Annotated in this window: 16 protein-coding genes; 12 read left to right on the top strand and 4 right to left on the bottom strand. The window is 45.0% G+C overall.

The window, feature by feature from the left end:
• Positions 1–163: 163 nt before the first annotated feature.
• Complete coding sequence (locus tag JUB15_RS19320) at positions 164–2,572, top strand: TonB-dependent receptor (RefSeq protein ID WP_207514212.1); 2,409 nt, start codon at positions 164–166, stop codon at positions 2,570–2,572.
• A 323-nt stretch (positions 2,573–2,895) separates the two neighbouring features.
• On the opposite strand, the gene JUB15_RS19315 is transcribed toward JUB15_RS19320, so the two are convergent.
• Together JUB15_RS19315 and JUB15_RS19310 are read right to left on the bottom strand one after the other, a co-directional pair.
• Positions 2,896–4,206 carry a sugar MFS transporter gene (locus JUB15_RS19315; protein ID WP_242696430.1) on the bottom strand — a complete coding sequence of 437 codons (1,311 nt, stop codon included), beginning with the start codon at positions 4,204–4,206 and terminating at the stop codon, positions 2,896–2,898.
• A 2-nt stretch (positions 4,207–4,208) separates the two neighbouring features.
• Complete coding sequence (locus JUB15_RS19310) at positions 4,209–5,267, bottom strand: phosphotransferase enzyme family protein (RefSeq protein WP_207514211.1); 1,059 nt, start codon at positions 5,265–5,267, stop codon at positions 4,209–4,211.
• 858 nt (positions 5,268–6,125) lie between these two features.
• Between JUB15_RS19310 and JUB15_RS19305 the strand changes: the two genes are divergently transcribed.
• From JUB15_RS19305 to JUB15_RS19260, 10 genes are all read left to right on the top strand, one after another.
• Positions 6,126–6,569, top strand: coding sequence for a MaoC family dehydratase (locus tag JUB15_RS19305; protein ID WP_207514210.1), 444 nt, complete (start codon positions 6,126–6,128; stop codon positions 6,567–6,569).
• 7 nt (positions 6,570–6,576) lie between these two features.
• Positions 6,577–7,743: an ABC transporter substrate-binding protein gene (locus JUB15_RS19300; protein ID WP_207514208.1), complete on the top strand. Its 1,167-nt coding sequence runs from the start codon at positions 6,577–6,579 to the stop codon at positions 7,741–7,743.
• On the top strand, positions 7,740–8,891 hold the full coding sequence (locus tag JUB15_RS19295) for a CaiB/BaiF CoA transferase family protein (RefSeq protein ID WP_207514205.1): 1,152 nt from the start codon (positions 7,740–7,742) through the stop codon (positions 8,889–8,891). Before JUB15_RS19300 ends, JUB15_RS19295 begins: the two co-directional genes overlap by 4 nt.
• Positions 8,892–9,051: 160 nt before the next feature.
• Entirely contained in the window at positions 9,052–10,215 is a 1,164-nt protein-coding gene (locus tag JUB15_RS19290) for a CaiB/BaiF CoA transferase family protein (RefSeq protein WP_207514204.1), read from the top strand.
• A gap of 93 nt (positions 10,216–10,308) precedes the next feature.
• On the top strand, positions 10,309–11,154 hold the full coding sequence (locus tag JUB15_RS19285) for an amidohydrolase family protein (RefSeq protein ID WP_207514202.1): 846 nt from the start codon (positions 10,309–10,311) through the stop codon (positions 11,152–11,154).
• Between the two features lie 150 nt (positions 11,155–11,304).
• Complete coding sequence (locus JUB15_RS19280) at positions 11,305–12,342, top strand: L-rhamnose/proton symporter RhaT (protein WP_207514200.1); 1,038 nt, start codon at positions 11,305–11,307, stop codon at positions 12,340–12,342.
• Positions 12,343–12,479: 137 nt separating this feature from the next.
• Positions 12,480–13,541, top strand: coding sequence for a Gfo/Idh/MocA family protein (locus JUB15_RS28810; RefSeq protein WP_207514199.1), 1,062 nt, complete (start codon positions 12,480–12,482; stop codon positions 13,539–13,541).
• Between the two features lie 87 nt (positions 13,542–13,628).
• On the top strand, positions 13,629–16,376 hold the full coding sequence (locus JUB15_RS19270) for an alpha-d-galacturonidase (RefSeq protein ID WP_207514198.1): 2,748 nt from the start codon (positions 13,629–13,631) through the stop codon (positions 16,374–16,376).
• A 430-nt stretch (positions 16,377–16,806) separates the two neighbouring features.
• Positions 16,807–19,827, top strand: coding sequence for a SusC/RagA family TonB-linked outer membrane protein (locus tag JUB15_RS19265; protein ID WP_207514197.1), 3,021 nt, complete (start codon positions 16,807–16,809; stop codon positions 19,825–19,827).
• A gap of 31 nt (positions 19,828–19,858) precedes the next feature.
• On the top strand, positions 19,859–21,658 hold the full coding sequence (locus JUB15_RS19260) for a RagB/SusD family nutrient uptake outer membrane protein (RefSeq protein ID WP_207514196.1): 1,800 nt from the start codon (positions 19,859–19,861) through the stop codon (positions 21,656–21,658).
• Between the two features lie 254 nt (positions 21,659–21,912).
• On the opposite strand, the gene JUB15_RS19255 is transcribed toward JUB15_RS19260, so the two are convergent.
• Both JUB15_RS19255 and JUB15_RS19250 read right to left on the bottom strand, forming a co-directional pair.
• Positions 21,913–22,524, bottom strand: a complete 612-nt coding sequence (locus JUB15_RS19255) for a hypothetical protein (RefSeq protein WP_207514195.1) — start codon at positions 22,522–22,524, stop codon at positions 21,913–21,915.
• A gap of 754 nt (positions 22,525–23,278) precedes the next feature.
• Positions 23,279–23,842 (bottom strand): hypothetical protein, encoded by a 564-nt coding sequence (locus tag JUB15_RS19250; protein ID WP_207514194.1) that lies wholly within the window; start codon positions 23,840–23,842, stop codon positions 23,279–23,281.
• A 420-nt stretch (positions 23,843–24,262) separates the two neighbouring features.
• On the opposite strand from JUB15_RS19250, the gene JUB15_RS19245 reads away from it, so the two are divergent.
• Complete coding sequence (locus JUB15_RS19245; RefSeq protein WP_207514192.1) at positions 24,263–25,006, top strand: hypothetical protein; 744 nt, start codon at positions 24,263–24,265, stop codon at positions 25,004–25,006.
• The last annotated feature ends 673 nt before the right edge of the window (positions 25,007–25,679 follow it).

The following is a 25,679-nucleotide window of genomic DNA, read 5'->3' as shown; positions in this document are numbered from 1 at the left end:
TCATTAGTCTAAATATAGTCGCGAAGTTTAAATAACTAAATAACTGAATAACCTCTCATCTACAAATTTTGCCCTCATGTCGAATTAATCGCCAAACAGGCCTACTTCACTTTTCCGGTCCTCGGGTATCAGGCATTTTTGGGGTATAAAGTAATATCCCACTATGCTATTGAATTTATTCGATCTCATTCGCAAGCCAGCAGTGTTCATGATGACCTGGCTGGTGATATGTTCTTTGGCCACCCACCGCCTGCAGGCGCAGCACAGCTCCCAAACCGTGAAAGGCACTGTTGTTGACAAGGCCTCCGAAAAACCGCTGGCCGGTGTTAGTGTAACCGTGGCCGGCATGTCTATCGGCGTCACTACCGATTCAACGGGCAACTATACACTCCCCAATGTGCCGGTAGGCCGTCAGCGGATCTCCTTTACCTCTGTCGGTTACAAGCCGGTTTCCATTCCCGAAGTGTTGGTAACGATTGGTAAGCAGGTAATACTGGATGTGTCGTTGGAAGAATCGATCCATGCATTGAATGTAGTAACGGTATCGGCCCCCCGTGCGAGGAAAGGCATGGCCCTGAATGAATTTGCAGGCAGCAGCGCCCGCTCGTTCAGTATGGATGAGGTGACCCGCTATGCAGGTGGCCGTAATGACCCCGCCCGCCTGGCCAGTAATTTTGCCGGAGTTTCTTCAACCAACGATTCGCGTAATGACATTGTGGTGCGCGGCAATTCGCCTGCAGCAGTTTTATGGCGCATGGAAGGTATTCCCATTCCCAATCCCAACCACTTTTCTACATTGGGTACAACAGGCGGTCCGGTAAGTGCACTGAACACAAATGCATTGAAAAACTCTGATTTTTACACCGGTGCTTTTCCGGCCGAATACGGCAATGCCAGTGGGGCGGTGTTCGATCTCTCGTTGCGCACAGGTAATAAGGATAAGGTGGAAAAGACCTTGCAACTGAATGCTTTTAGCGGACTGGAAGCCATGATCGAAGGTCCTTTAAGCAAAAAGAAGAACGGCTCTTCCTTTCTCATAGGCTACCGTTATTCATTTGCGCAGCTGGCGCAGTCGGTTGGATTGCAGTTCGGAACCGAAGCCGTTCCCAGGTACCAGGACCTGATCTTCCATCTCAACTTTGCGAATTCAAAGTTAGGTAAGTTCGGCATTTTTGGCATGGGAGGCACCAGCAATATAGATTTCATCGGCGCCGATCTCGATTCAACTGATATGTTTGCCAATAAGGATGAGGATACTTATTTTAAATCACGCATAGGCATTGTAGGTGTTAAACATACCATTGATGTAGGCCGCCATTCATATCTCCGTTCGGTGCTCTCGTATTCCTATACCAGCAATGAAGGCGATACCTATAAGTATTATGATTCCCTGGCCGAGCGGCAGTACCATGCCCACCAGGAAACGTCGAATACCGGCCTGCGCTTTTCTACGTATATCAATTCAAAGCTGAGTGCCCGGTTTACCATGCGCGGCGGATTTTTAGCGGAGCAGAATGGACTGAACACCTTTCTGACTACACGCGATGGCCGACCCGACTGGGAAGTTATTCGAGATTATGATGGCAGTTCCTGGTTACTGCAACCCTATGTGCAGGGCAAATACCGGTTTACGGAGAAATTGTCGCTGAACGCCGGCTTGCATGGTATGTATTATACATTTAACGAAAGCTCGGCTGTTGAACCCCGTGCTTCCTTGAGTTATGCGCTCGACAATACAAAGACCCTTACTGTAAGTTATGGTCTGCACAGCCAGTTGCAGCCGTTGCCGGTGTACCTGTATCAACAACAATTGCCCAATGGTAGCTTCGACCAAACCAACCGCGATCTCGGTTTCACGAAAGCACATCATTATATTTTTGGGTACGATTGGGCCTTTGCCAAAGACTGGCGTCTGAAAGCAGAACTGTACTACCAGGATATTTTTGACGCCCCCGTTGAAAGAACAGCCAGCGGATTTTCGATTCTGAACAGTGGCGCCGACTATACATTTCCCGAAAAGGCCGGACTGGTGAACAACGGTACGGGTTTCAACAGAGGCGTAGAAATGACCGTTGAAAAATTCTTCAGCAAGGGTTATTATTTGCTCACGACCGCTTCTTTGTTTGAGAGTAAATACAAAGGCAGTGATGGTATCGAGCGCAATTCAACCTTCAACAATAATAATGTATTGAACGTGCTGGCGGGTAGGGAATGGAAGCTCGGCAACAGCGGCCGCAATGTGTTTACCGTGGATCTCAAGATGGCCTATTCCGGTGGACGCTACTATACACCGATAGACCTGGCGGCTTCTGCGCGTGCAGGCACCGAGAAGCTCGATGAAACCCGCTACAATACGGAACAGTTTGATGATTATTTCCGGCTCGATACCCGTTTTGGTTTCCGGCTGAACAGCGGCAAACGGCGGCTGTCACAAACCTTCTATCTCGATCTGCAGAATGTGACCAATCGCGACAATGTGTTTATCCGCCGGTATAACCCGGTGCAGAAGCAGGTGGGCACTGTAAACCAGATCGGTTTTTTTCCGGACATAATGTATAAGATCCAATGGTAGGCAAAACGCTAAACGCAGAACGCAAAACGCAGAACGCAGAACGCAAAACGCCTGCCCGTCCGTTACTTCAGCGAAAGTGGGAAGAACGCTAAAAATGCACAATGTTTATGTGGCGGTACTTTTTATATTATCTACTGATCGATCTTTTTGACGTATTCGGCGTTTTTGATCTCTTGCCGCTGTACGATCCGTATGATGATCATGACAGTTGCGAACCGTTTGAATAAAGCGGATCATAAAACCAAAGATGCCACCTCCTGCAAAGGGGGTGGCATCTTGCGTGTATTTGTATTTCATTATCACATTATCGAATCATCACATTGTCACATTGTCTTCCCCGCTTTATGCCCCTTAATGGCGTAATATAAAATGTACAAATAACAAGGAAGCATACAAATGAAGAAAGCCAGGTGGTTAGGCATGTTCAATCCATCTTCTTTTTTAAGTGATGCATAAATTAATGGAATAATAGCGCCGCCAGCAATACCCATAACCAGCAGGGCAGAACCTGTTTTGGTGAATTTGCCCAGCTTGTCAATGGCCAGGGGCCAGATGGCAGGCCACATCAGGGCATTGGCCAGTCCTAACAGCGCAATAAATATAATGGCGGTATAACCGCTGGTAACAAATACGCCAATAGAAAAAGCAATTCCCAGCAGGGCAGATACCCGCAATGCAGTTTGTTGTGAAATAAGTTTAGGAATGGTGAAGATGCCAATAACGTAGCCCACCAGCATAGCGGCCAGTGTAAAGGAGGTGAATTTTTTGGTTTCTTCCAATGGCATGCCCATGGCTTTGCCATAGATACCGATGGCATCACCGGCCATTACTTCAACACCAACATATAAGAAGATACATAAGGCGCCCAGTAACAGGTGCGGAAATTCCCAAATGCTTTTTTTATTGCTGGCAGTGTTAATAGTAGTAGTGTTTTCTTCCTCCTCAGCCGGCGGTTCGGGCAGGGGCGATTTCAATAACAGGAATGCCAGGATAGCCAGTACAACTGCCAGGATGATATAAGGATTGATCACCCGGGCCGACAGTGCATTCAGCAAGCCTTCTTTTTCGGCTATACTGGTGGCTTTATTGATATTTTGTTCCAGTGAATTGGCATCTTTTAACAGTACGGCGCTTAATATCAACGGACTGCTGATACCCGCGATCTTATTGCAAATGCCCATGATGCTGATACGCTTGGCAGCGCTTTCAATAGGACCGATGATACTGATATAGGGATTGGACGCGGTTTGCAGCAATGCCAGCCCCATGCCCTGTATAAACAAGCCGGTGAGAAAGAGGCCAAAACTTCTTTCTTTAGCAGCCGGAATAAAGATCAGCGAACCGATGGCCATCACCAGTAAACCCAGCGCCATTCCTTTTTTGAAGCCGGTGCGTTTTAAAATAACAGAAGATGGTATGGCCAGGAAGAAATAGGCCATATAGAATGCGAAGGTCACAAAAAAGGCCTGTACATCACTTTCCAGCTGGCAAACCAGTGTCAGGAACTGGATAAGGCTGCCGTTCAACCAGGTGATGAAACCGAAAATAAAGAACAAAAAGCCGATAATGAAAATAGCTGTTGTGTTGGTGCGCTGTGTGCTCATGGGGACAACCAGCGTTTTAGCAGTGGTCATGTTTAAATAGTTGAAATAATTTGGTTAAACAATCCTTCCTTCGCAGTGTACTGTTGCAAGAGCACTGCCTGGTTTTGTGCCCTGATAAAATTATGTCCATCGTAACGGGCGCCGTAATATACATCATTGTTGAGATGATCCGTTAAAAAACGCAAAGCCTGCATATAGATCATGAACTGGCCGGCATAAACAAAATGCTGTTTTTCGGTGGCTGTGAGTGCATGCTGCATTTCGCCCAGGTAACCGCGGGCAATGGCCGTGAAGAATTCATCGCGGACGGTTATTTTTTGAAATTCCTTTTCTTCTTCATTGGCGGCTGATAAATACGTGCGCATCATATCGCCTACATCGCTGATGAAATAGCCCGGCATTACGGTGTCCAGATCAATTACACAAAGACCTTTATGATCATCATCGAACAGCACGTTGCTGATCTTGGTATCGTGGTGAATGACCCGCAGTTTGAAGCCCGGATCTTTTTTAATGCGTTCGTACGAATCAACCAGGTGTTGCTGCTCTTGTAAATAAGCGATCAGTCCGGAGCTGTCCTGGATGCGAAAGGAATTACCCTCGTTAAGGGCGGAAACAAACTGTTGATACCGCAATGACAGGTCATGAAACCGGGGTATGGTGATCTGCAGGCGGCTGGCATCGAAGCCGCTCAACAGGTTAGTGAAGCGGGCAAACTGGCGCGCTGCTTCAAAAGCCTGTTCGGGGGTAAACACCATGTCGATGGAGTGCGACCGGGCAATAAAGGGAAAAAGGCGGAAATACTCGTTTTTTTCGTTTAGGCACAGGTGTTCACCGGCAGTAGTTGGCAAAGCGCCCGCAAAAAGGTACCCGGGGCAATGCTGTTGTAAGTAGCTGCCCAGTGCTGTAATATTATTGGCAATGGCTTCCGGTTCTTTGAACACGGCGGTATTGATCTTTTGCAGGATATAGCAGGGTTGGCCATCCGGTTTGCTGATCTTCCAGGTGTGGTTGATCAAACCGCTGCCAAAGGCCTGTACCGTGTAATGTTCGGGGTTAAGTCCATACCGGGTTAAGATATTATTGAACATGGATCGTCTGTTGAATCGTGGCTTTTTTCAAACTTACAGCCTTAGTTTCGAAAAGGAACACGCAAACGGTTGTTTCATTTTTACTGGTTTATGGTTGATGATTTGTGGGGGTTGGTTCTTGCATTGGAGGCCGCGGTCACTTTTCGGGAGTTTTTGGTTTATGGTTTTTGGTTTGTGGTTCTTTCGTTCGAAGCCGCTGTCGATTTTCTAACCGCCTGCCATTTAAGGCACCACTCCCTAAACGACTCAACCTGTAACTTGTAACCTGTAACTTGTAACCTGCACCCTGTAACCCCAAATGCCTTGAATTTAGTAAGATATGGAGGGCTTTCGCTTAAAAGTGCTTTAGTTGTTACATGCAGGCCATTATTATTTAGTAAAATATTCCATCATTTCAGTTAAACCTGACATTGACGCCCGTGGCAATATTGTGTAGCTTTCCACTTTAAAGCGTTCAGTGTTGGTTATTTAGCAAAAGCAGCAAGGACGAGGCGTGCCACGTGTGCCTGCATTGTTTTTGTATCTACAAACGACGATAAAGGCCAGTTAACAATTACCTGAAGCTCTCAAAAGCGACTGTCTCAAACTGACGTGGCACGTCTTTCCATCAACTCCGAATGTGATAAATGACAGTTCTTAACAGGCATCCGATGATATTCTGGTTGTAAAACGCCTGAGATCTATTACGATTGAAAAAGAGTTGCTTATGAAAAAAATGGTTCCATTTTCTACATCTGCACGTGGCCACATCAGCCTATTCACCAGCCTGGATCATGTATTTTATAATGGCATTATGCCAACCATTAGCTTGATTTTTAAAATCTGATCAAAGAATATAAGATAATTTCTACATCCTGTATGGGTATTATTAAATATTTTGAAGAATTCGAACTGAACGAAAAACGATCCACCGGCGGACGTACGGTCACTGAAACAGATATTGTCATTCATGCAGGCCAGTCCGGCGATTTTTTCCCCCATCATATGGATGAAGAATGGTGCAAGACCCAGCCCTTTAAAAAGCGTATTGCCCATGGTACCCTCATCTTTACCATTGCGGTAGGTTTAACAGCGCATGTGATCAATGAAGTGTCTATGACCTATGGCTACGACCGGCTCCGTTTTATAAAACCTGTTTTCATTGGCGACACAATAAAAGCCACTGTTACTATCTCAAATAAAAAAGAACATAAAAAACCAGGGTATGGCCTGGTTACCGAATTGGTAGAAGTATTTAACCAACACGGTGAGCTGGTGATGGTATGTGAACACGTATTGTTGGTAAATAAAAAAGAAAGTTAGGAAAGATATGGCTGAAATCGTTTTGAACGGCATTACCTGGGGGCACAGCAGAGGCATTACCCCATTACTGGCGGCGGCCCAGCGTTTTTCGGAGCTCAACCCAAAGGTGACCATACAATGGAAGAAAAGGACCTTACAGGAGTTTGCCGATTTTCCCCTGGAAAAACTGGTAAATGATTACGACCTGCTGATCATCGACCACCCCTGGGTAGGTTGTGCAGCAGCTACGAACAGTGTATTACCGCTCGATGAATATTTACCGGCTGCTTATCTGCATAACCAGTCGAGCAATACGGTAGGCGAATCGCATATAAGCTATTATTACGATAATCACCAGTGGGCGCTGGCCATCGATGCCGCCACGCCTGCTGCCAGTTACCGGGCCGATCTGTTTCAACACAACGGTGTAGCCGTGCCCGATACCTGGGAAGAACTGATTGCCCTGGCGAAAGATGGCAAGGTGGCTATTCCTTCCATCCCCATAGATACACTCATGAACTTTTACATGTTCTGTATTGCGTTGGGCGAAGAACCATTTCGCAGCAGCGAGCAGGTGATAAGTAAAGAAACGGGCGTACAGGCTTTGCAAACCATGCGGGAGCTGTATTCGCTGATCGATAAAAAACTGTTCTCCTGTAATCCTATCCAGGTGGCGGAGTTGATGTCAACCACCAACGATTACTGGTATTGTCCCTTTGCCTATTGCTATTCCAATTATGCCAGGGTAGGCTATGCGAAACATTTGCTGACCTATGCCAACCTGGTTCATTTTGGCAAAAAACGGTTACGCAGTACTATTGGCGGCACCGGATTGGCCGTATCGTCATATACTAAACATAAGAAAGAAGCCGTTGAATTTGCAGCCTGGGTTTGCAGCGAAGAGTGTCAGTCAACTTTTTATGTGCAGCATGGCGGGCAGCCAGGGCATCTGGCCGCATGGACGAACAACATGGCAAACGTGCTTACGAACAGCTTTTTCCATGCCGTAATGCCGGTGATGAAGAATGGTTACATGCGTCCGCGCTATAATGGGTACCTTCATTTTCAGGATCATGCCGGAGACCCGGTTCAACAATACATGTTACAGGGCGGAAATCCTGAGAACGTGCTGAAAGAAATAGACCGCATTTATCAACAAAGCCGCAAGGGCGAAAAAATGAGCTTGTCAATATGAGTCGATTGCCTTTACAGGGATTGCTGGTGCTGGAATTCAGCCAGTACTTGTCCGGGCCTTCAGCCGGCTTGCGTTTGGCCGACCTGGGGGCGCGCGTCATAAAAGTGGAGCGTCCCGATACCGGGGATGCCTGCCGCCGGTTATCTATCAAAGACCTTTGGACAGATGACAGCTCCCTGTTATTCCATACCATCAACCGCAATAAAGAAAGTTATACAGCCGATCTCAAGAATCCGGAAGATCTGGCGATGGTGAAGAAGCTTATTGAAAAAGCAGACGTGCTCACCCACAATTTCAGGCCAGGCATTATGGAGAAGATAGGCCTGGGTTACCCGGAAGTAAAAAAGATCAATCCACGTATTATATATGGCGCCATCAGCGGGTATGGCAAAGAAGGCCCCTGGAAGAACCGCCCTGGTCAGGACCTGCTGTTGCAGTCGATGAGCGGTTTGGCATATACCACCGGCAATGCCAAAGACAATCCCATGCCTTTTGGTTTGGCCATTGCTGACAATTTATGCGGTTCACAACTGGTGCAGGGTATTTTGAGCGCATTGATCAGGAGGCACAAGACCGGCACTGGCGCTTTAATAGAGATCAGTCTGCTGGAATCCTTACTCGATTTTCAGTTTGAATTATTAACTACTTATCATAGCAGTGGCAAATTGCCGAAACGCAGCAAAGTGAATAACGGCCATCCGTTATTACATGCGCCGTATGGCATTTACGCTACGGCCGACGGGCATATTGCCATCGCGATGGTAGATATAAAGCAACTGGCAAAAGCCATTGGCTGTAATGAACTGATGGCTTACGACCAAAAGGTTGCCTTTAGTTTGCGGGATGAGATCAAGTCGGTGCTGGCCAAACACCTGTTAACGCAACCATCTTCGGTATGGCTTGAAAAGATGCATGCCAAAGACCTCTGGGCGATGGAAGTGCTGGATTGGAAAAGACTGACAGAGCAGGAAGCGTATACCTGTTTGCAAATGGAACAAACGATCACTACATCGAAGGGAAAGGATATTACAACTACCCGTTGCCCGATACGCATCAATGGCCAGCGGTTATTTTCGTCCAAACCGGCACCGCAATTGGGAGAGCATACGAAACAAATAAATAAGGAATTGCTTAAAGTGAAGTCTTAAACGGTAAATGATGCGTTACAGGTTACAAGGTCCAGGTTGCAGGGTTTTATGTTAAAAACGCAAAATCAACTTTTTCCCCCTGAAACTTGTAACCTGAAACCTGTAACAGCAAACTAATAACCGGAATGCCGGTAGTAAAACCTAATCATTAAAAGAAGGAATGAAACCCTTACAGGATATAATAGTTGTTGATTTCAGCCAGTTCTTATCTGGCCCTTCGGCTGGTTTACGACTGGCCGATATGGGAGCGCAGGTGATCAAGATCGAACGTACGGGCGTAGGCGATATCTGCCGGCAATTGTATGTGTCGAATGTGATGATAGAAGGGGAGTCTACTATTTTTCACGCCATCAACCGCAACAAGCAAAGTTATGCGGCTGACCTGAAGAATGAAGAAGACCTGGAGAAAGTAAAAAGGATCATTGCCCAGGCAGACGTGCTGATGCATAATTTCCGCCCCGGTGTTATGGAAAGGCTGGGCCTGGATTATGAAGCAGTAAAGGCCATTAACCCGCAGATCATTTACGCCGAGGTAAGTGGCTATGGGAATGAAGGGCCCTGGAAAGACCTGCCCGGTCAGGACCTGTTGTTGCAAGCCGTATCAGGATTGACCTGGTTGAGCAGCAACCGCAGCGATAATCCTACGCCTATGGGTGTGGCGGTTGTAGATATCCTGGCAGGGACCCATATTGCCCAGGGTATTCTGGCCGCATTATACCAGCGGGCCATTACCAACGAAGGCAGCCTGGTGCAGGTAAGCATGTTGGAATCAATACTCGATTTCCAGTTTGAAGTGCTCACCTGTTTTTATAACGACGGCCGCGAATTACCGGTGCGCAGTGAGATCAATAATGGACATGCGTATTTGTCGGCCCCCTATGGCATTTATAAAACAGCCAACGGCTACCTCGCGCTGGCCATGGGTAATATTGTACAACTGGCAACCCTGCTGCAATGCGACCCGTTACAGCAGTTTACGAATACAGCCGAGTGGTTTGTAAAGCGGGATGAGATCAAGACCATACTCGCTGCCCATTTGCTTGGCCGCAATACAGAAGACTGGCTGGCCGTGCTGGAACCAGCCGATATCTGGTGCGCAAAAGTGCTCGATTACGATACGCTGGTACAGGAGAACGGTTACCAGGCGCTGAATATGGAGTTGAAGGTAAAGACCAGCAACGGACTTTCTATAACCACTACCCGTTGCCCCATCAGGATCGACGGAGAGCTTTATACTTCCGACATCGGTGCCCCGATGCTGGGTGAACATAATGAACAGATAGAAGAACAGTTTGGCGTAAAAGCATCCAATATCGAATTATGAGATATAAAGCAGAAAGCGGGGAGGCCGTAACTGCTTATTAGTATCTTGCGGCTGACACAAACCTTAATCAATATTCGATATAAACGGATTGCCATGGAAATCATCGATACGCATGTTCACATATGGAATTTTGCAAAAGCCGAGTATGAGTGGTTGAAGAACGATACCTCTATTCTTAACCGCAATTACGATATAGAAGAATTACAGGCCGAAGTAGAAAAGACCGCCATTACCGGCGGCGTGCTGGTGCAGGCGGCCAATAATTTTGAAGACACGAACTGGATGTTACAGGTTGCCAATGCAACCGGCTGGATAAAAGGGGTAGTGGGCTGGATGCCTTTACAGGATCCTTCCTTCACAGCAACCGCCCTCAAAGAATACCTGGGTAATCCTTATTTTAAGGGGGTGCGCCACCTGATACACGATGAACCCGATCCGCAATGGTTATTACAACCGGCGGTGACCCAAAGTCTTTCTGTGCTGGCGGCTTATGATGTGCCGTACGATGTGGTGGGTGTAACTCCCCAGCATTTGATAACGGCCCTGGAAGTAGCGCAGAAAGTGCCGGAATTAAGGTTGATGCTCGATCACATGAACCAGCCGCCCATTGCCACCGGCGAGCGGTTTGGCGAATGGGGCGAGCTGATGAGAACAGCCGCATCGCACAAGAACTTTTATGTGAAAATATCCGGCCTGGGTACCTGTTCCAAAAAAGGCAGTAGCTGGACCACCGACGATATTCAGCCATATATTGAATTTGTACTGGAACATTTTGGCGAGAACCGCGTTTGCTGTGGCGGCGACTGGCCGGTGAGCCTGCTGGCGGGAACCTATCAGCACACCTGGCAGCAGTATATGAAAGTGCTATCTAATGTACTGACCGATGCCGCCCTTCAGAAAGCGGCATATAAGAATGCGGTAGCCTTTTACAATCTTTGATTAGAAATTTATTAAACCAGTATTAAGATATATAAATGTATTATTGACGTTATGATAAAACGCTATATTTAGCGTTTTTAATACAATCGATCCTGTACTGTGTTGTAACATTAATGTGTGTTTGACAATTAAATAACGAGTGCAAACCAGATGGAAGTAATAACCGGTGTCATATATCATTCAGTAGGAGCCTCCTGTGCAGCCATGTGTTACACGCCGCAAAAGAAAGTGGCGAAATGGTCATGGCAAACCTATTGGCTGGCGCAGGCCGCTGTTTGCTGGTTATTATTACCGCTGGCGATCGCCTGGTTAACTATTCCCCAAATTGGCACTGTATTACGGGAAGCGCCTTCCGATGCCATGGTTAAAACCTTTATATATGGTGTGGCTTATGGTATTGGCGGTACTGCTTTCGGTATGGCTATCAGGTATGTAGGATTTTCACTCACCTATGCCATTGCCGTGGGTATTTCCTGCGTATTGGGAACCTTATTGCCGCCGCTGGTGCACGGGCAGTTGGCCTCCCTGTTTTCGCAGAACGGCGCCAGCTGGGTCATGGCCGGCATCATCATCGGTGCGCTGGGCATTGCCTGCTGTGGCGTGGCAGGCCGGTTTAAAGAAAATGATCTGAGATTAAACCACGATACAGGCCATACCTTTTCGTTGGCCAAAGGTTTACCGCTTTGTTTCCTCGCAGGAGTGTTATCGGCCGTGTATGGCTTTTCGATCGATCAGGGCGAACCGATCGCGGAAGTGGCTGCAAAATATGGCAGTGGAAATTTCAAGATCAATATTGTTTACATTTTTTCGAATTCAGGCGCTTTTGTATCTACCCTTATATATTGCATATACCTGCACCGCAAAGAAAAAACGTTTGCCGAGTACCGGCAAAGTGGACCCAACAATCGCTTGCTGGTAAATTTTGTCATGGCTGTACTCACCGGCATGTTGTGGTATTCACAATTCTTCTTTTATGGGTTAGGACATGTGCGCATGGGGAAATACCAGTATAGCAGCTGGGCTATACACATGATCATGCTGGTTTTATTCAGCTCGGTGGCGGGCTTGTTGATGCGCGAATGGGTGAAATGCCGCCGGAAAACGATTGTTACGCTTGTTTTGGCCCTTATTATTTTAGTAATAGCGGTGCTTGCCTTAACATATGGAAATTACTTAGGCAGTGTATAGTTTGTAGTTCGTAGTTTGTTGTTTGTAGTTGTTTCCCATTCGGGAGGTATAAATTTAATCAGCCGGTTACACCGGAAGAACCACAAACCACAAACCATAAACCACAAACTCATAATTTTGCCACTATTCAAAATTAAGTGAAGGAAGCATTATCATATAAAGCACCCATTGTTATTATCGGCGCTGGCGGTATTGTAAACGATGCACACCTGCCGGCCTACCAGTTGGCTGGTTATAATGTGGCCGGTATTTTTGATATAGATAAAGAGAAAGCCCGTAACACCGCGCAGAAGTTCAATATACCGATGGTCTTCGAGCGAATTGAAGATGCAGTGCGGTTGAACCTGTCGCCGGTAGTGTATGATGTAGCAGTGCCCGGTTCAGCGATCAGGCAGGTGCTGGAGTACCTGCCTGCCGGATCAGCGGTGTTGATCCAGAAACCAATGGGCAATCATTATGACGAGGCCAAAGCTATTCTGCAGTACACCAGGGATAAAAACCTGGTGGCAGCCATAAACTTTCAACTGCGTTATGCTCCCTTCATAAAAGCTGCGAGAAAATTGATCGAACAGGGTGCGCTTGGGCAACTGTGCGATATTGAAATAAATGTGAACGTTTTCACTCCCTGGCATTTATGGACATTCCTGTACGAATCGCCCCGGGTGGAGATATTATATCACAGCATCCATTATATCGACCTGGTACGAACATTCTTTGGAAATCCGGCCGGCGTGTATGCAAAAACGGTGAAACATCCTGATATGAGCCAGCTGGCATCTGTGCGGAGCAACATCATTATGGATTATGGTGATACCATCAGGGCGAATATCATCACCAACCATTGTCACAAGTTCGGACTGGAGCACCAGCATTCCTATATAAAGTTCGAAGGAACGCAGGGCGCCGTTAAAATAAATATGGGACTGCTTATGAACTACCCGCATGGGGTGGCAGATCAGTTTCAATATATCACTATGACGGGCAATGAGCCCGGTGAATGGAAAACACTGGCTGTGGAAGGAAGCTGGTTCCCGCATGCATTTATAGGCAGTATGGAACAGGTGATGCAGGCAGCAGCCGGCGAAATATCAACACCCGATAACTCAGTGGAAGATTGCATATATACGATGGCATGTGTAGAAGCGGCGTATATGTCGAGTGGGCGGGGAGGGGTCAGACTCAATGAGCTAATTAGCTGATGTGATAATTAACTAATGGAATTACAATAATTTAAATACACTAATAGAGATATCTAAACCGTAAATTTTTAAATCACAACTATTCTAATGAAAGGCTTTCTTGTATTGGTTGTTAGCCTGGTGACCCTTAACACTACCTGGGCTTCTGACAAACCCGCGGATAAGAACGTTACTATTGTAACTGCGAACAGCTCCCCGAGAGTCAAGTACGGAACAGAGAAACTGGCGGTGGCCTTGCGTAGCGCCGGCTATAAAGTAGTGGTTTCCGGCGATGCAAAATTTGCAGCCAACGGAACGACCATTGTAGCAGGTAACTATGGCGATGCACTGATCAAAAAAGCCGCCGGGGCCTTTCAACTGAAACCCGATACAACTGGCAAAGAAGGATTTTCTATAAAAAGCAATAGCAAAGGCGTTATCATTGCCGGTACCGATGCCTCAGGCGCTTTATACGGCTGCCTCGAGCTGGCTGAAGAGGTAAGCAATAAAAAAGCGATCCCCGCGAATTTCTCAATAGTCGACAAACCGGAAATGGTATTGCGCGGAACCTGTATAGGCGTACAAAAGCCATATTATTTACCGGGAAGGACCGTATATGAATATCCGTATACACCTGAAACATTTCCCTGGTTATACGATAAAAAACTTTGGATCCAGTACCTCGATTCACTGGTAGTGAACCGCCTGAACTCACTGTATTTGTGGAATGGCCACCCGTTTGCTTCGCTCGTACGTACCAAAGAGTATCCCTATGCAGTGGAAGTAGACGATGCCACATTTAAAAAGAATGAAGAACTGTTTGCCTTTCTCACATCAGAAGCAGACAAACGCGGCATCTGGGTAATACAAATGTTCTATAACATAATTGTATCAAAGCCATTTGCTGAAAAGCACAATATAAAAACGCAGGACCGTAACCGGCCGATCATTCCATTGATCTCCGATTACACGCGTAAATCCATAGCCGCATTCGTGGCCAAGTATCCCAACGTGGGCCTGATGGTGGCATTGGGCGAGGCCATGGAAGGAGTAGGGCAGGATGATGTGGACTGGTTTACAAAGACCATTATTCCGGGCGTGCAGGATGGTTTGAAAATGCTGGGCAAGAAAGACGAGCCGCCGATCGTATTGCGCGCGCACGATACCGACGCGCCACGGGTGATGAAAGAAGCCTTACCCATTTATAAGAACCTGTATACGGAGGCAAAGTTCAATGGTGAAGCGTTGACAACGTATGAACCCCGCGGTCCCTGGGCAGAACTGCACCGCAGCCTTAGCCGCATTGGGACCGTGCAAATAGAGAACGTGCATATCCTGGCCAACCTGGAGCCGTTCCGTTATGGCTCACCCGATTTTATCCAGAAAAGTGTGCAGGCGATGCACACGATCATGGAAGCGAACGGATTGCACCTGTATCCGCAGGCCTCTTATTGGGACTGGCCATATACAGCCGACAAAACTACGCCCCGTTTATTGGAAGTGGAGCGCAACTGGATCTGGTACAGAACCTGGGCACGGTATGCCTGGAAGGCCAATCGCAATCGGCAGAATGAGGTGGCTTACTGGTCAGGCAGCCTTGCTTCCAAATTTGGCTGTTCGCCAGAGCAGGCAAAACATATTGTGGAAGCGTATGAGGAATCAGGAGAGATTTCTCCCAAGATCCTGCGGCGCTATGGAATTACCGATGGCAACCGTCAGACGATGACACTGGGCATGTTAATGACGCAGCTGATAGATCCCAAACGTTTTGGCTTATTCACTTTGTTATATAATTCAGAAAGCCCCGAAGGGGAGATGATCATAGAGTATGCCGAAAAGGAAGCGAAGAAGGAACCGCACATAGGCGAAACGCCGGTGCAGATAGCGGATGAGATCATTGAACATGGCGCGAAAGCGGTAGCGGCCATTGAAAAGGCAGCGCCTTATGTAAAGATGAACCGGGAAGAATTCAACCGGTTAAAGAATGATATGTATTGCTACCAGTCGATGGCGTTATACTATGCCTGGAAGGCCCGGGCAGCCATACAGGTATTGAAGTTCAAGTATTCGAATAATGTAGCTGACCTGGAGCAGGCTGTTCCGCTGCTGGAAAAGAGTGTGAAGTATTTTGCGGAGTTGGCGGCACGTACAGATACTACTTATTTGTATGCGAACAGTATGCAAACGGCGCAACGGAAGATCCCGGTTGTAGGAAGGGATGGAAAGAACAAGACCTGGGTAGAGTTGCTGCCTTATTATGAGCGCGAGCTCGAAAACTTCAAAAAGCATATTGCCGTATTGAAGAAGCAGGGAGCAGGAGCTGGCGTTACCGCGCTGAAGCCATTTAAGAATGCGCCTGTAGAGATCCTGACAGAGAACATTAAAAGATATACTGTACAAAAGAATGCCCAGATCTTCCCTGATCTGAGTGTGGTGATCAATGATCTGCCAGCGTTCTTAACCGGTTTACAAGGTATTCATTACAGCCAGAGCAGGCAGATAACAGAAGGCACCAGTCTGAAATTCAAAACGAATACAGCGGTAAAATTGCTGGTAGCTTATTTTGCAGAGAAAAATAATGCTTATTTGCCGGAGCCAACATTGGAGGTTGATGCAAGCGCCAATGATTTTGGACAGGCTGAAATAAAAGTCGCAAATGCCCTGGCAATAGATGGTTTCCCCGCAATAAACATACATGCATTTACGTTTCAACCCGGCACACATACACTTACATTAGGTAAGGGGTCATGTTTACTGCTGGGCTTTATAAACGATAATGATCCATTGCCGGTAGTTGATGCCGGGCTTGGCGTAACTGAAAACGCCGGAGCGTTGGATTGGTTATTTGAAAAATAACGATTGCTGTCGCCAACTAGGAAGGAGATGGATTATTGAATTAAATAATCGCTGCTACATATTAGGAAAAACAGTAAGTGGTTACGCCACTGCATTACCGTTATGTTAAGTAATGGTGATAGTGGTCAATGTAATATGCTTGTATTTTCTGGTATATAGGTAAGTTGTTATGGAATAGTAAGATGTTCCATCATTTTAGGAAGAAATGACATTGTTTCACCAGGCGTGTAGCCGTTTCTTGTGATCTGTATGCAATATCCGAAAAACCAACATCCACCCCATCTCTTTGCGCGTAGCTATGCACGTAGTAGCAGTAATTGTTCCTTGGTTAAATATGCTCCTCTCAATTGTTAAAACATAAATCTTAAACAACTGTTGTATGATTGGAAAACCGTCGTCCTTGAAATGCCTGATGATGATGGCGTTTTTTATGCTACTTAACTGCACGTACCTGATCGCACAGGAAAGAGTTGTTACAGGTAAGGTTAAAGACCCGTCGGGGAATCCGCTTCCCGGGGTGAATGTTAACGTGTTTGGCACCCGAATAAGTGTCACCGCCGATGTAACAGGAACTTTCCGCATTCCAGTATCCTCTCCAAATTCCGTACTTGTATTCAGCTTTGTAGGCTTTTTACAACAGGAACAAAAAGTAGGAAACGATTCAACCTTCAACATTAGCATGGCCTACGACAATGCCGACCTCGACCAGGTGGTGGTAGTAGGTTATGGTACTTCAAAAAGAAGAGACCTTACCGGTTCTGTGTATTCGATAAAACCCGGTATGGTAACTGCTACGCCTGTTTCAAATGCTGCAGAAGCTTTGCAGGGTAGAATTCCTGGCTTGGATATCAACCGTACCAGCGGTGCACCCGGTGGTGGCGTTTCTATCCAGTTGCGTGGTAACAGAACCCTGAATGGTACAAATAATGGTGTTGCAGGTTCAAGCAGCGAACCTTTGATAATCATTGATGGTTTCCAGGGAGGAAGTATTTCTGACCTGAACCCCAATGACATTGAGTCGGTGGAAGTATTGAAAGACGCTTCTGCTACTGCTATTTACGGATGGCAGGGTGCGAACGGGGTGATCATTATAACCACCAAAAGAGGTAAAGACCGTCCTAAGGTATCTTATGCCGGATTCTATGGTGTAAACGATGTAAATTATCCTAAGGTTCGTATGGGACAGGATTTCATAAACTTCAGAAAAGAAGCCTGGCGCGGTGCCAATCCTAATGATCCTAACGTGCCTACTGATGAAGCTGTGCTGGATAAATATGAGCTCCCGTATTACCAGGCAGGCAAATGGGTTGATTGGTTGGATTTGATCACCCGCAACGGTATTGAACAAAGCCACACTGCGTCTATCCAGTCTGGTGGCGATAAAACCAAAGTTTATTTTTCCGCTGGCGTTTACAGACAGGAAGGTGTGCTGCGTGGAACCGATAATACCCGTTATAATACCCGTTTGAATTACGATCAGCGTATTAGCAATATGTTCAAGGCTGGGTTTATGACACAGCTGACTTACCAAACTACAAACGGCCGTATCGACCCTATGTCGCAGGTAAATAACATGGTACCGTTTGGAGATGTATATGACAGTCTTGGAAATATCAAATTATTTCCGATGATTCCGTCTAATGAACCTGATCCTAAAAATAAGAACTTCCTGAACCCGTTAACTGACGAACGGGGTGCGGCTTATATAGACAATACGCAAAGAGGTAATCTTATTGCTAATGGTTATCTGGAGATTACCCCTATAACCGGCTTAAGCGTTCGTTCCAACCTTGGTACTACGCTTGGTTATAGCAGAAGAGGTGAATTTTATGATTCTGTAACATTGCAGAACTATAACAAACCGGCTAATGGTTCTACAGCCAAGATCACCAATGAATTTACACGTTTTTATAATTGGGATAATATAGTAACTTATACCCGCAGGTTTAACGATCACAACATTACTCTTACCGGTCTTACAAACTATACCCATTCCGAACGCGAAGTGTCTGATGTAACCGGTTTGAGACAAACGCTGGTTAATTGGCAGTTTTATAACCTTGATGGTACCCAGACTACTACCCGTCAAACGACTTCCAATTATTTTAAAACAACTACCTTCTCGTATGCAGGTCGCTTGAACTATACTTTCAAGGGAAAGTATCTTCTGACGGCTACAATGCGTGCTGACGGTGTATCCCGTTTGTCGAAAGATAAAAAATGGGATTACTTCCCCTCTGCCGGTATTGGTTGGAATATTCACCAGGAGGATTTCATGAGGGACGCCTGGTTCGTAAATAACTTAAAGATCCGCGCTACTTATGGTGAGGCGGGTAACGCTTCTATGCAGGCGTACGGAACACAAAGCGTTTTGGCTACTGGTAATGCAATTCTTGGTAATACACCGATTACTGTGGCCAGCTTTGACAAGGTTGCCGGTAATTTGAACGTAGGCTGGGAAAAAACTGCAACCACCAACGTGGGACTTGATTTCGCTCTGTTCAAGAGCCGCTTTTATGGTACTATCGATGCCTACAAATCAAAAACAACCGACATTCTTTTCTTGCGTCCGTTGCCGCTCTCTTCTGGCTTCACACATATGTGGCAAAACCTGGGTTCATCTGAGAATGAAGGTATTGAACTTGCGTTGTCATCAGTTAACATGAATAGAGGCAATTTCAGATGGACTACTACATTAACTTTCACTTCAGCTCGTGAAAAACTTACCCATCTGATCACCAGTCAGGATATAATTGATAAGGAGGATAATTCATTAATGGTTAATCATCCTGTTAAATCATGGTTTGGTTACAACAAGATCGGCATTTGGCAAAAAGATGAAAACAAAGATGGAACTGTAAAGTTCGGTAACTACATTTACCAGGAAGGTGATATTAAAGTTGAGGATAAGAATGGTGATAATGTGATTGATCCAATTAACGACCGTGGATTTGTAGGAGCAGACGTTCCCAAATGGTATGGAGGTTTGCAGAATACGTTCAACTATAAAGGATTTGAATTGAGCGTATACCTGGTTGCCCGCTATGGACAAATTATTAATGCTGACTTTATGGCTGCTCGTTATAACGTGGGTGGCGACCGAAATGGTCTGGCAGACTTTAATTACTGGACACCCGAAAATCCAACCAATGAGTTCCCACGTCCACGCCAAGGTGCTTCTTTTTCTAATGCAGGATATACAGGTTATTATTCTTTGAACTTTGTTGATGGTTCATTCTTTAAAGTGAAGACGGCTACATTTGCATATACACTGCCAACTCAGACCAGCAGAAGAGTGTTTGCTGATAGGATTCGCCTGTATGTTACCGGTAATAATATCTGGACAAAAACAAAAAATAAGATGTTAAAGAATTATGATCCTGAAAGAGGTGGTTCTGAAAATACACCATTGACACGCCAGTTTGTTTTTGGTGCAAACATCGATTTCTAAATAATTCTCAACTCTTAAATGATTATTACAAATGAAAAAGCTTAAAAATCTATCATATGCAGTAGCGGCTTTTTTGGTTACCTCCGCTACTTCTTGTAAGAAACAACTCGAAGAGTTTAATCCGCATAGCGCTACCGCTGAAAATATGTGGAATACGCCGGCAGGCTTTTCGAGCCTGGTGAACTCCGCTTATCAGGAATTGCATTTATTTTATGGCCAGGAAGATGGTATGTGGTTGTTGGAAGGTGGCACCGATTTATGGTATTCCGCTGGCAGATCAGGTTATGCAAGGCAAATTGTATACTATGAAGCGTTGGCGCCTACCCAGTCGCAGCCAACAAAAGCGTGGACATCATGCTACAAATCTATTAACCTGTGCAATGCCGGGATTGGCCGAATCGACGAAGCCAATTTCACGAACGAAACTGATAAAAATCAGCGTCTTGGTGAATTGCATTTTTTGAGAGCTTTATATTATTACCATCTTGTAGAGCAATTTGGCAGCGTAATCTTGAACACAAAGGAAGCTGCCGAAGGGGTTGATCTGTATCCAACACGTAGTAAACCTGAAGATGTATATGATGTAATGATCAGTGATCTCGAGTTTGCGAAAAATAACCTGCCTGTAAGCTGGCCTGTTGGTGAATATAGCCGTGCATCTAAAAAGTCGGCCATGGGGCTGTTGGCAAAAGTGTTGCTAACGCGGGCTTACTATTCAACCGGCGCTGATGCACAAGCGTGGTTTACAAAAGCAAAGGACGCAGCACTGGAAGTAATCAACAATAAAGCAGCATTGGGGAATCTTGATCTGTATCAGAATGTTGCTGAAGTTGGCAGCTCTGTTTATGGTCCTGCTGCTGATCGGGCGAAAAATAAGGAAGCGCTGTTTGTGCTTTCATATGATCAGACTAATGCCAATCTAAACGCCCTTACCGGTGCGAATGGTAACCGGATATTCAAGTATACGTTAACACGTTATACAGGAAAGGGAGCAATGAATTCGACACCTGTTAATGCCTATGGCGTTGATGGAGAAGGTCGTCTGATGCCAACATGGCATATGCTCGATCTGTTCGATGAAACCAAGGATGCGCGTTATAATACTTGGTTTCAGGAAGTATGGATCGCCAATCAGAACTATACATGGAAAGTTGCTGATACAAGTTCAACTACGCTTGAAAGGGATCCCAGTTTAGTGGGAACAACGCTTGCGGCAGGTGATACAGCTATGTGGTGTACAAAAGGAGTGCTGCCGTTTAACAGAAAGACAAAGAGATACCTGGCAGTTGGTCGCAATGATCTGTACGTTAATCCCCAGCACAAGCAAGGTGCCGCTATTGTAGAAAACAAAGCTACAGCAACCCTTTATCCATCATTCAAAAAGTTTGTAAATGCAAACCGTACATTTAGTGGAACTACTGACTTTGGAGATGCCATGATCATGCGCCTGTCTGAAATGTATTTGATCGCTGCAGAAGCATTTGTAAAATTGAACGATCAGGTAAACGCAGCCAAATATGTAAATGAGATCAGAAAACGGGCGGCACTGCCTGGCCAAGCAGCCGCAATGGAAGTGGCACCCGGAGATGTTACTATTGACTTTATTTTGGATGAGCGTGGACGCGAGTTTGCAGGTGAGCTTCAACGCTGGTATGATCTGAAAAGAGTGTTCCAAAATGGGACAGACTGGGTAGGATATATTAAAAAATGGAACCCTGATCAAACCTTGGTGCAACCATATCATCGCTTACGCCCAATTCCGCAAAATGAATTGAGTGCGTTGCTGAATGCTAAGGAATTCGGTCAGAACGAAGGTTATCCACAGCCATAATAGATTATTCAAGAAATTTAAAGTAGTTACTTATCCTCTGAAGATGTGTCCATCCGTACCCGGGAGCCCTAACGAGGCTTCCGGGAAGGACAAAAAGAACGAGCAACCCGTTTCAACACATAGCAGTATTTGATCTAGTAACCTTTAAGTCATGGAAGAAAAAGATCCCACCGCAAGGTGGGATCTTTGTTTTCAGGATGTTTTTATAAAGTTTACTACCAAAATTGGTAATTGAGGGAAGCGACGCTCAGGAGCTACTGAATCACCTTCGTAATCACCGGCGAGTATATCATTTGCCCATCCTGGCTAATGGCTGCTACCCTGAACCAGTATTTCGCCATAGAATTGAGCCCGCTGAACGTATAAAACGCAAACTTGCTCCCTTCGCTGACCCATACTGTTTCGGTAGTTGGCGGTTCCGTAGTATACTGGTGCATATATGCCCGTGCACCCCGTAACCGTTTAATACGGGTAGTAGCTTCTCCGGGTGGACCTAGTTCCACTTCCATTTGTGAAATAACCGGTTCTGCCTGGTAGTACCTGTCGCCAGCAACAGGGAAACCGCTGCTTAATAACATACCCCGGTCGCCGTTACTCGTAGCAGTTACATACTTGTCCAGCGCTACAAGCAATGTTATGAGCACTGCCTTTTGTTCATTCTTTAAATTAATGACCTCCATATCGCGCCCTTTTGCATTACTTACTGAGGTCTGGAATTCCGGCAACAATTTTATTGCTTGCTCCAGTTCAGCAGGCGGGTTCGGGAAATTTGGATTGTTTTTCAATTTCCCCGTTACCCGGTAACCGGTGGTGATCAATTCGCTGTCTGATTGGCGTTTGTAAACGCTTAATATTATATTTTTCATTTTTACAAAATTTAAAAGTTTTAAAATTTAGTTTCCAACGCTACCGTATCAGTACCTTAAAAAGCTAATTGGCCAATAATACTTTTTCCAAAACTCCGTTTCGTTTCTCCCTTATTTACTGTAGGATCCTTTTATACTTGTAGCAGTAAATTCGTTTGATTCTAACGGTTGCTTTGTTGAATCAAATATATAGTTGCCCTGGGCCGGTTTCCAAATAGTTGGCGACAATGGCGAATCTGGCGGTTTTTTTACATAGAACTACTTAATGGGGCTGACGGTGGTCAGTAAAATTGCAGGTTAAAAGGAAGTGTTTTGAGCAATAGGCTGCATTGCCACTGAGCCCTGTCTGGCTGGAAAACACGTTTGAAAGCCTGCAAAACAGGCTTGTTGGCTAACTAACCATAACAGCTTTGTGAGTTTGGTAGTAAGTAGATGACAATGAACTGTAATAAACAAACTGTGAAAGGGGAGTGCGACGCTTTGGGTGCAAATTGCGCAGTTGGTAGCGCAACCTGGCTACCAGGAGACAAAAGTTTGGCAGCAACCCACTCATGTTACGCTGCAAATGTGTCGAGCAAACTGGAAAATGAGTCGAGTAAGCGACCCGCTATCACCAGTCGCGGATTTTTATGAACAGTTAAGTATTTCGTAAGAAAAGCGCGTTAGTTCTTGTCATTTGTTGCACAGCCGAAGTGAAAAGTGCGCAACGGTTCTTGCGACGTGGGCAGGTAGTGAACACAAGTCATCCAGTTGGTCATTTATTGTCGCCGTCAAGATCAATATTCCGTTTGATCTTGTTCCATCTTTTTAAAAAGAATTCATGGATTCTCTTTTGTATATAGTCTTCATCCAGGTTATGTAAAGTACAGAATTCTTCCACAGTAACCCAACGTAAACCGGTTCTTTCACGAGCATCACGGATCTCCTTGATGACCCGCTCTGCTGTGCGTTGGCTTACATCGAATAAATCCATGAGATCCCGGGTTTCCAGCCTCACTTTATATGGCGCCGGCCGGCAGAAAAACTTCTCGCCCCGGGGATCAGGTGGGTGAGCAGCGGTCCACATCAGTGTTCTATATCTTAAAAGCAAAGACGCAGTAGGATGACCGTAGCGGATATCACCAATTTTGCACCAGGAATCTTCTTCCGCGAACGGTTGTTGGGCTGCCTCAGTAATTTGCTTCGATACCAGTATCATTTCCTTCAATATCTCATCCTTATCAAACGTATTATCTTTCTCCTTACTGGTTAGTGCGTCCTCTTTTTGGCTGATTTGATTGTTGGAAAGTTCTTCTTCGTTCAAGTTTGCAGTTGACATGCTGGTGTGCGTTAATGGTCTTTCTAAGTTAATGCAATCTTATGGTAGGTAGGATTGAAATTGATCTTGATCATGTTAGCGTAAAAAGCTGCCGGGCATTACTTGAGATTGTTTTGCTTTCTTTCTTCCACATAACGGCAGACGACCGGTGTTGCGATTAACTAAGGTGCTTTTTTTAAATATTTTTGTTTCGAATGAAACCCGGACTTTTGCTGTGTTCTTAGACTCCTGATGTTGTTGTATATTTATGGCATAAGACTAAAACCCTGTTTTCCCAGGCGCCAATGCGTAAACCATCTGCCCGCCTGGCCATACGCTTGCTTATACACCGGCTGTTATGTATTTTACGCCAAATAAGCGGTTAAGGCAATTAAATGACTCACACTTGCAGAAACCTTTATGAAAATTTACCACTCTATAATGAGAACCCTGACTTTGTTTTTGTTCGTTCTGTTTTTTTACAGTTGTAGAAATTCACAACCAGAAAAGGCGCAGGTTGGTTTGTCAACCATCGATACCATCAATATTTATAATGAGGTAGTTTATTCAATAGACAATAAAAAAGATGATCTGGATCTAAAAAGTATAGAAGAGATACTTCGTAAGAAATATTTTACCAGGACGCAATTCAGTGTTGAATTAAAGGAAGTGCCTGCCCATAATATAAGTGTCTACCTGGTTAAGTTGACTGACAGTCCCCCTACAGTTTTGAATGATACCTATAGTTTCATTGACTTTCGGGATCAGCGAATGCAATTTTTGTTACCTATTAAGTATAATCAATTTTACGGGATCGATAATCAAATAATGATTGGCGGCGTCTATTCATACAGGGAATTTGATTATTACCATATATATAAACTTGATACCAACTTTCTAAAATTAGTTTTAGATACCAGAAGTATAGGAGGGGAGAAGATCTGTATCGGGTATTATATTGATGAAGAGTGTGTGGATTATATTCCAGACTCCTTGCATTTTCATTACAATAAGGAGTTGGACGAAATTCACTTTAAGGGGGTAGCTAAAGTATATTGCCGTGATGGCATGGATCGTAGTGGTAACGCTAAGGTAATTAATGAAGCCGCTCTAAATGTGATATTACGTTATCGTGCGGGAAAGTGGATATTTGATAAAGGAAGATCCAGCTATTTTTTCTGGTGATTTGCTTGCTATAATTCTCTAAGAACTGAATTCAATAAAACTGATGTTGGATTTTGCAAATAAGTAACGAATCTTCCGTGCGCCTGGTCTTCAATGCGAATTTATGATCATACTTATAAACCTGCCATTTGGTATAAAAGACTATAAATGTTGTCAGTTAGTTACAAGAATATTTTCTTATATATGTTGGTGAAATACTTTTGTTTTTACCTGCTGTTAATGTTTTTTCAAAATAATTTCTGGATTCTAAAAATAAGTGAATTTAAAGACCTTGCAGAATGGGTTTACCTAGCATTTATTTTGCTGCTTTTACCTGTGATAGTTATGTTGTTGTGCTACTGGCCTATATATTTTGCACTTAAGCAGAAAGTATTTGTTCGTTTTTTAATTATAGTATTTTTCTGCTTCGTGGGTGAGTATTTCGTTTACGTTTATTTTACGTCTCAAAGACATGTTGATTGGTATGGTATTTTGAATGTTTTGATGAGTATCGGCTTTTTGGCTTTGTTTTTTTATAAGATAATCATTTCAAGAATTAAACGAAATGTAAAGTAATAATCTCTGCTAATTATGTTTGACGGCACGCGTTTTATTGACTCGCCGCTTTTTGAGTCGCACTAACCATCCGCCAAAGCATCCGTGTATAAAGTCGATAGTAGAACCTTTTTTCAGG

The sequence above is a fragment of the Longitalea luteola genome (assembly GCF_017356035.1).
GTDB lineage: Bacteria > Bacteroidota > Bacteroidia > Chitinophagales > Chitinophagaceae > Niastella > Niastella luteola.
Note: the sequence above shows the minus strand (reverse complement) of the source record. Positions and strands in the feature narration are given on the sequence as shown.

Excerpts from the sequence above, each read along its gene's own strand:
- JUB15_RS19320 (WP_207514212.1), top strand. The coding sequence starts at position 164 with ATGCTATTGAATTTATTCGATCTCATTCGCAAGCCAGCAGTGTTCATG.
- JUB15_RS19315 (WP_242696430.1), bottom strand. The coding sequence starts at position 4,206 with ATGACCACTGCTAAAACGCTGGTTGTCCCCATGAGCACACAGCGCACC.
- JUB15_RS19310 (WP_207514211.1), bottom strand. The coding sequence starts at position 5,267 with ATGTTCAATAATATCTTAACCCGGTATGGACTTAACCCCGAACATTAC.
- JUB15_RS19305 (WP_207514210.1), top strand. The coding sequence starts at position 6,126 with ATGGGTATTATTAAATATTTTGAAGAATTCGAACTGAACGAAAAACGA.
- JUB15_RS19300 (WP_207514208.1), top strand. The coding sequence starts at position 6,577 with ATGGCTGAAATCGTTTTGAACGGCATTACCTGGGGGCACAGCAGAGGC.
- JUB15_RS19295 (WP_207514205.1), top strand. The coding sequence starts at position 7,740 with ATGAGTCGATTGCCTTTACAGGGATTGCTGGTGCTGGAATTCAGCCAG.
- JUB15_RS19290 (WP_207514204.1), top strand. The coding sequence starts at position 9,052 with ATGAAACCCTTACAGGATATAATAGTTGTTGATTTCAGCCAGTTCTTA.
- JUB15_RS19285 (WP_207514202.1), top strand. The coding sequence starts at position 10,309 with ATGGAAATCATCGATACGCATGTTCACATATGGAATTTTGCAAAAGCC.
- JUB15_RS19280 (WP_207514200.1), top strand. The coding sequence starts at position 11,305 with ATGGAAGTAATAACCGGTGTCATATATCATTCAGTAGGAGCCTCCTGT.
- JUB15_RS19270 (WP_207514198.1), top strand. The coding sequence starts at position 13,629 with ATGAAAGGCTTTCTTGTATTGGTTGTTAGCCTGGTGACCCTTAACACT.
- JUB15_RS19265 (WP_207514197.1), top strand. The coding sequence starts at position 16,807 with ATGCTACTTAACTGCACGTACCTGATCGCACAGGAAAGAGTTGTTACA.
- JUB15_RS19260 (WP_207514196.1), top strand. The coding sequence starts at position 19,859 with ATGAAAAAGCTTAAAAATCTATCATATGCAGTAGCGGCTTTTTTGGTT.
- JUB15_RS19255 (WP_207514195.1), bottom strand. The coding sequence starts at position 22,524 with ATGAAAAATATAATATTAAGCGTTTACAAACGCCAATCAGACAGCGAA.
- JUB15_RS19250 (WP_207514194.1), bottom strand. The coding sequence starts at position 23,842 with ATGTCAACTGCAAACTTGAACGAAGAAGAACTTTCCAACAATCAAATC.
- JUB15_RS19245 (WP_207514192.1), top strand. The coding sequence starts at position 24,263 with ATGAGAACCCTGACTTTGTTTTTGTTCGTTCTGTTTTTTTACAGTTGT.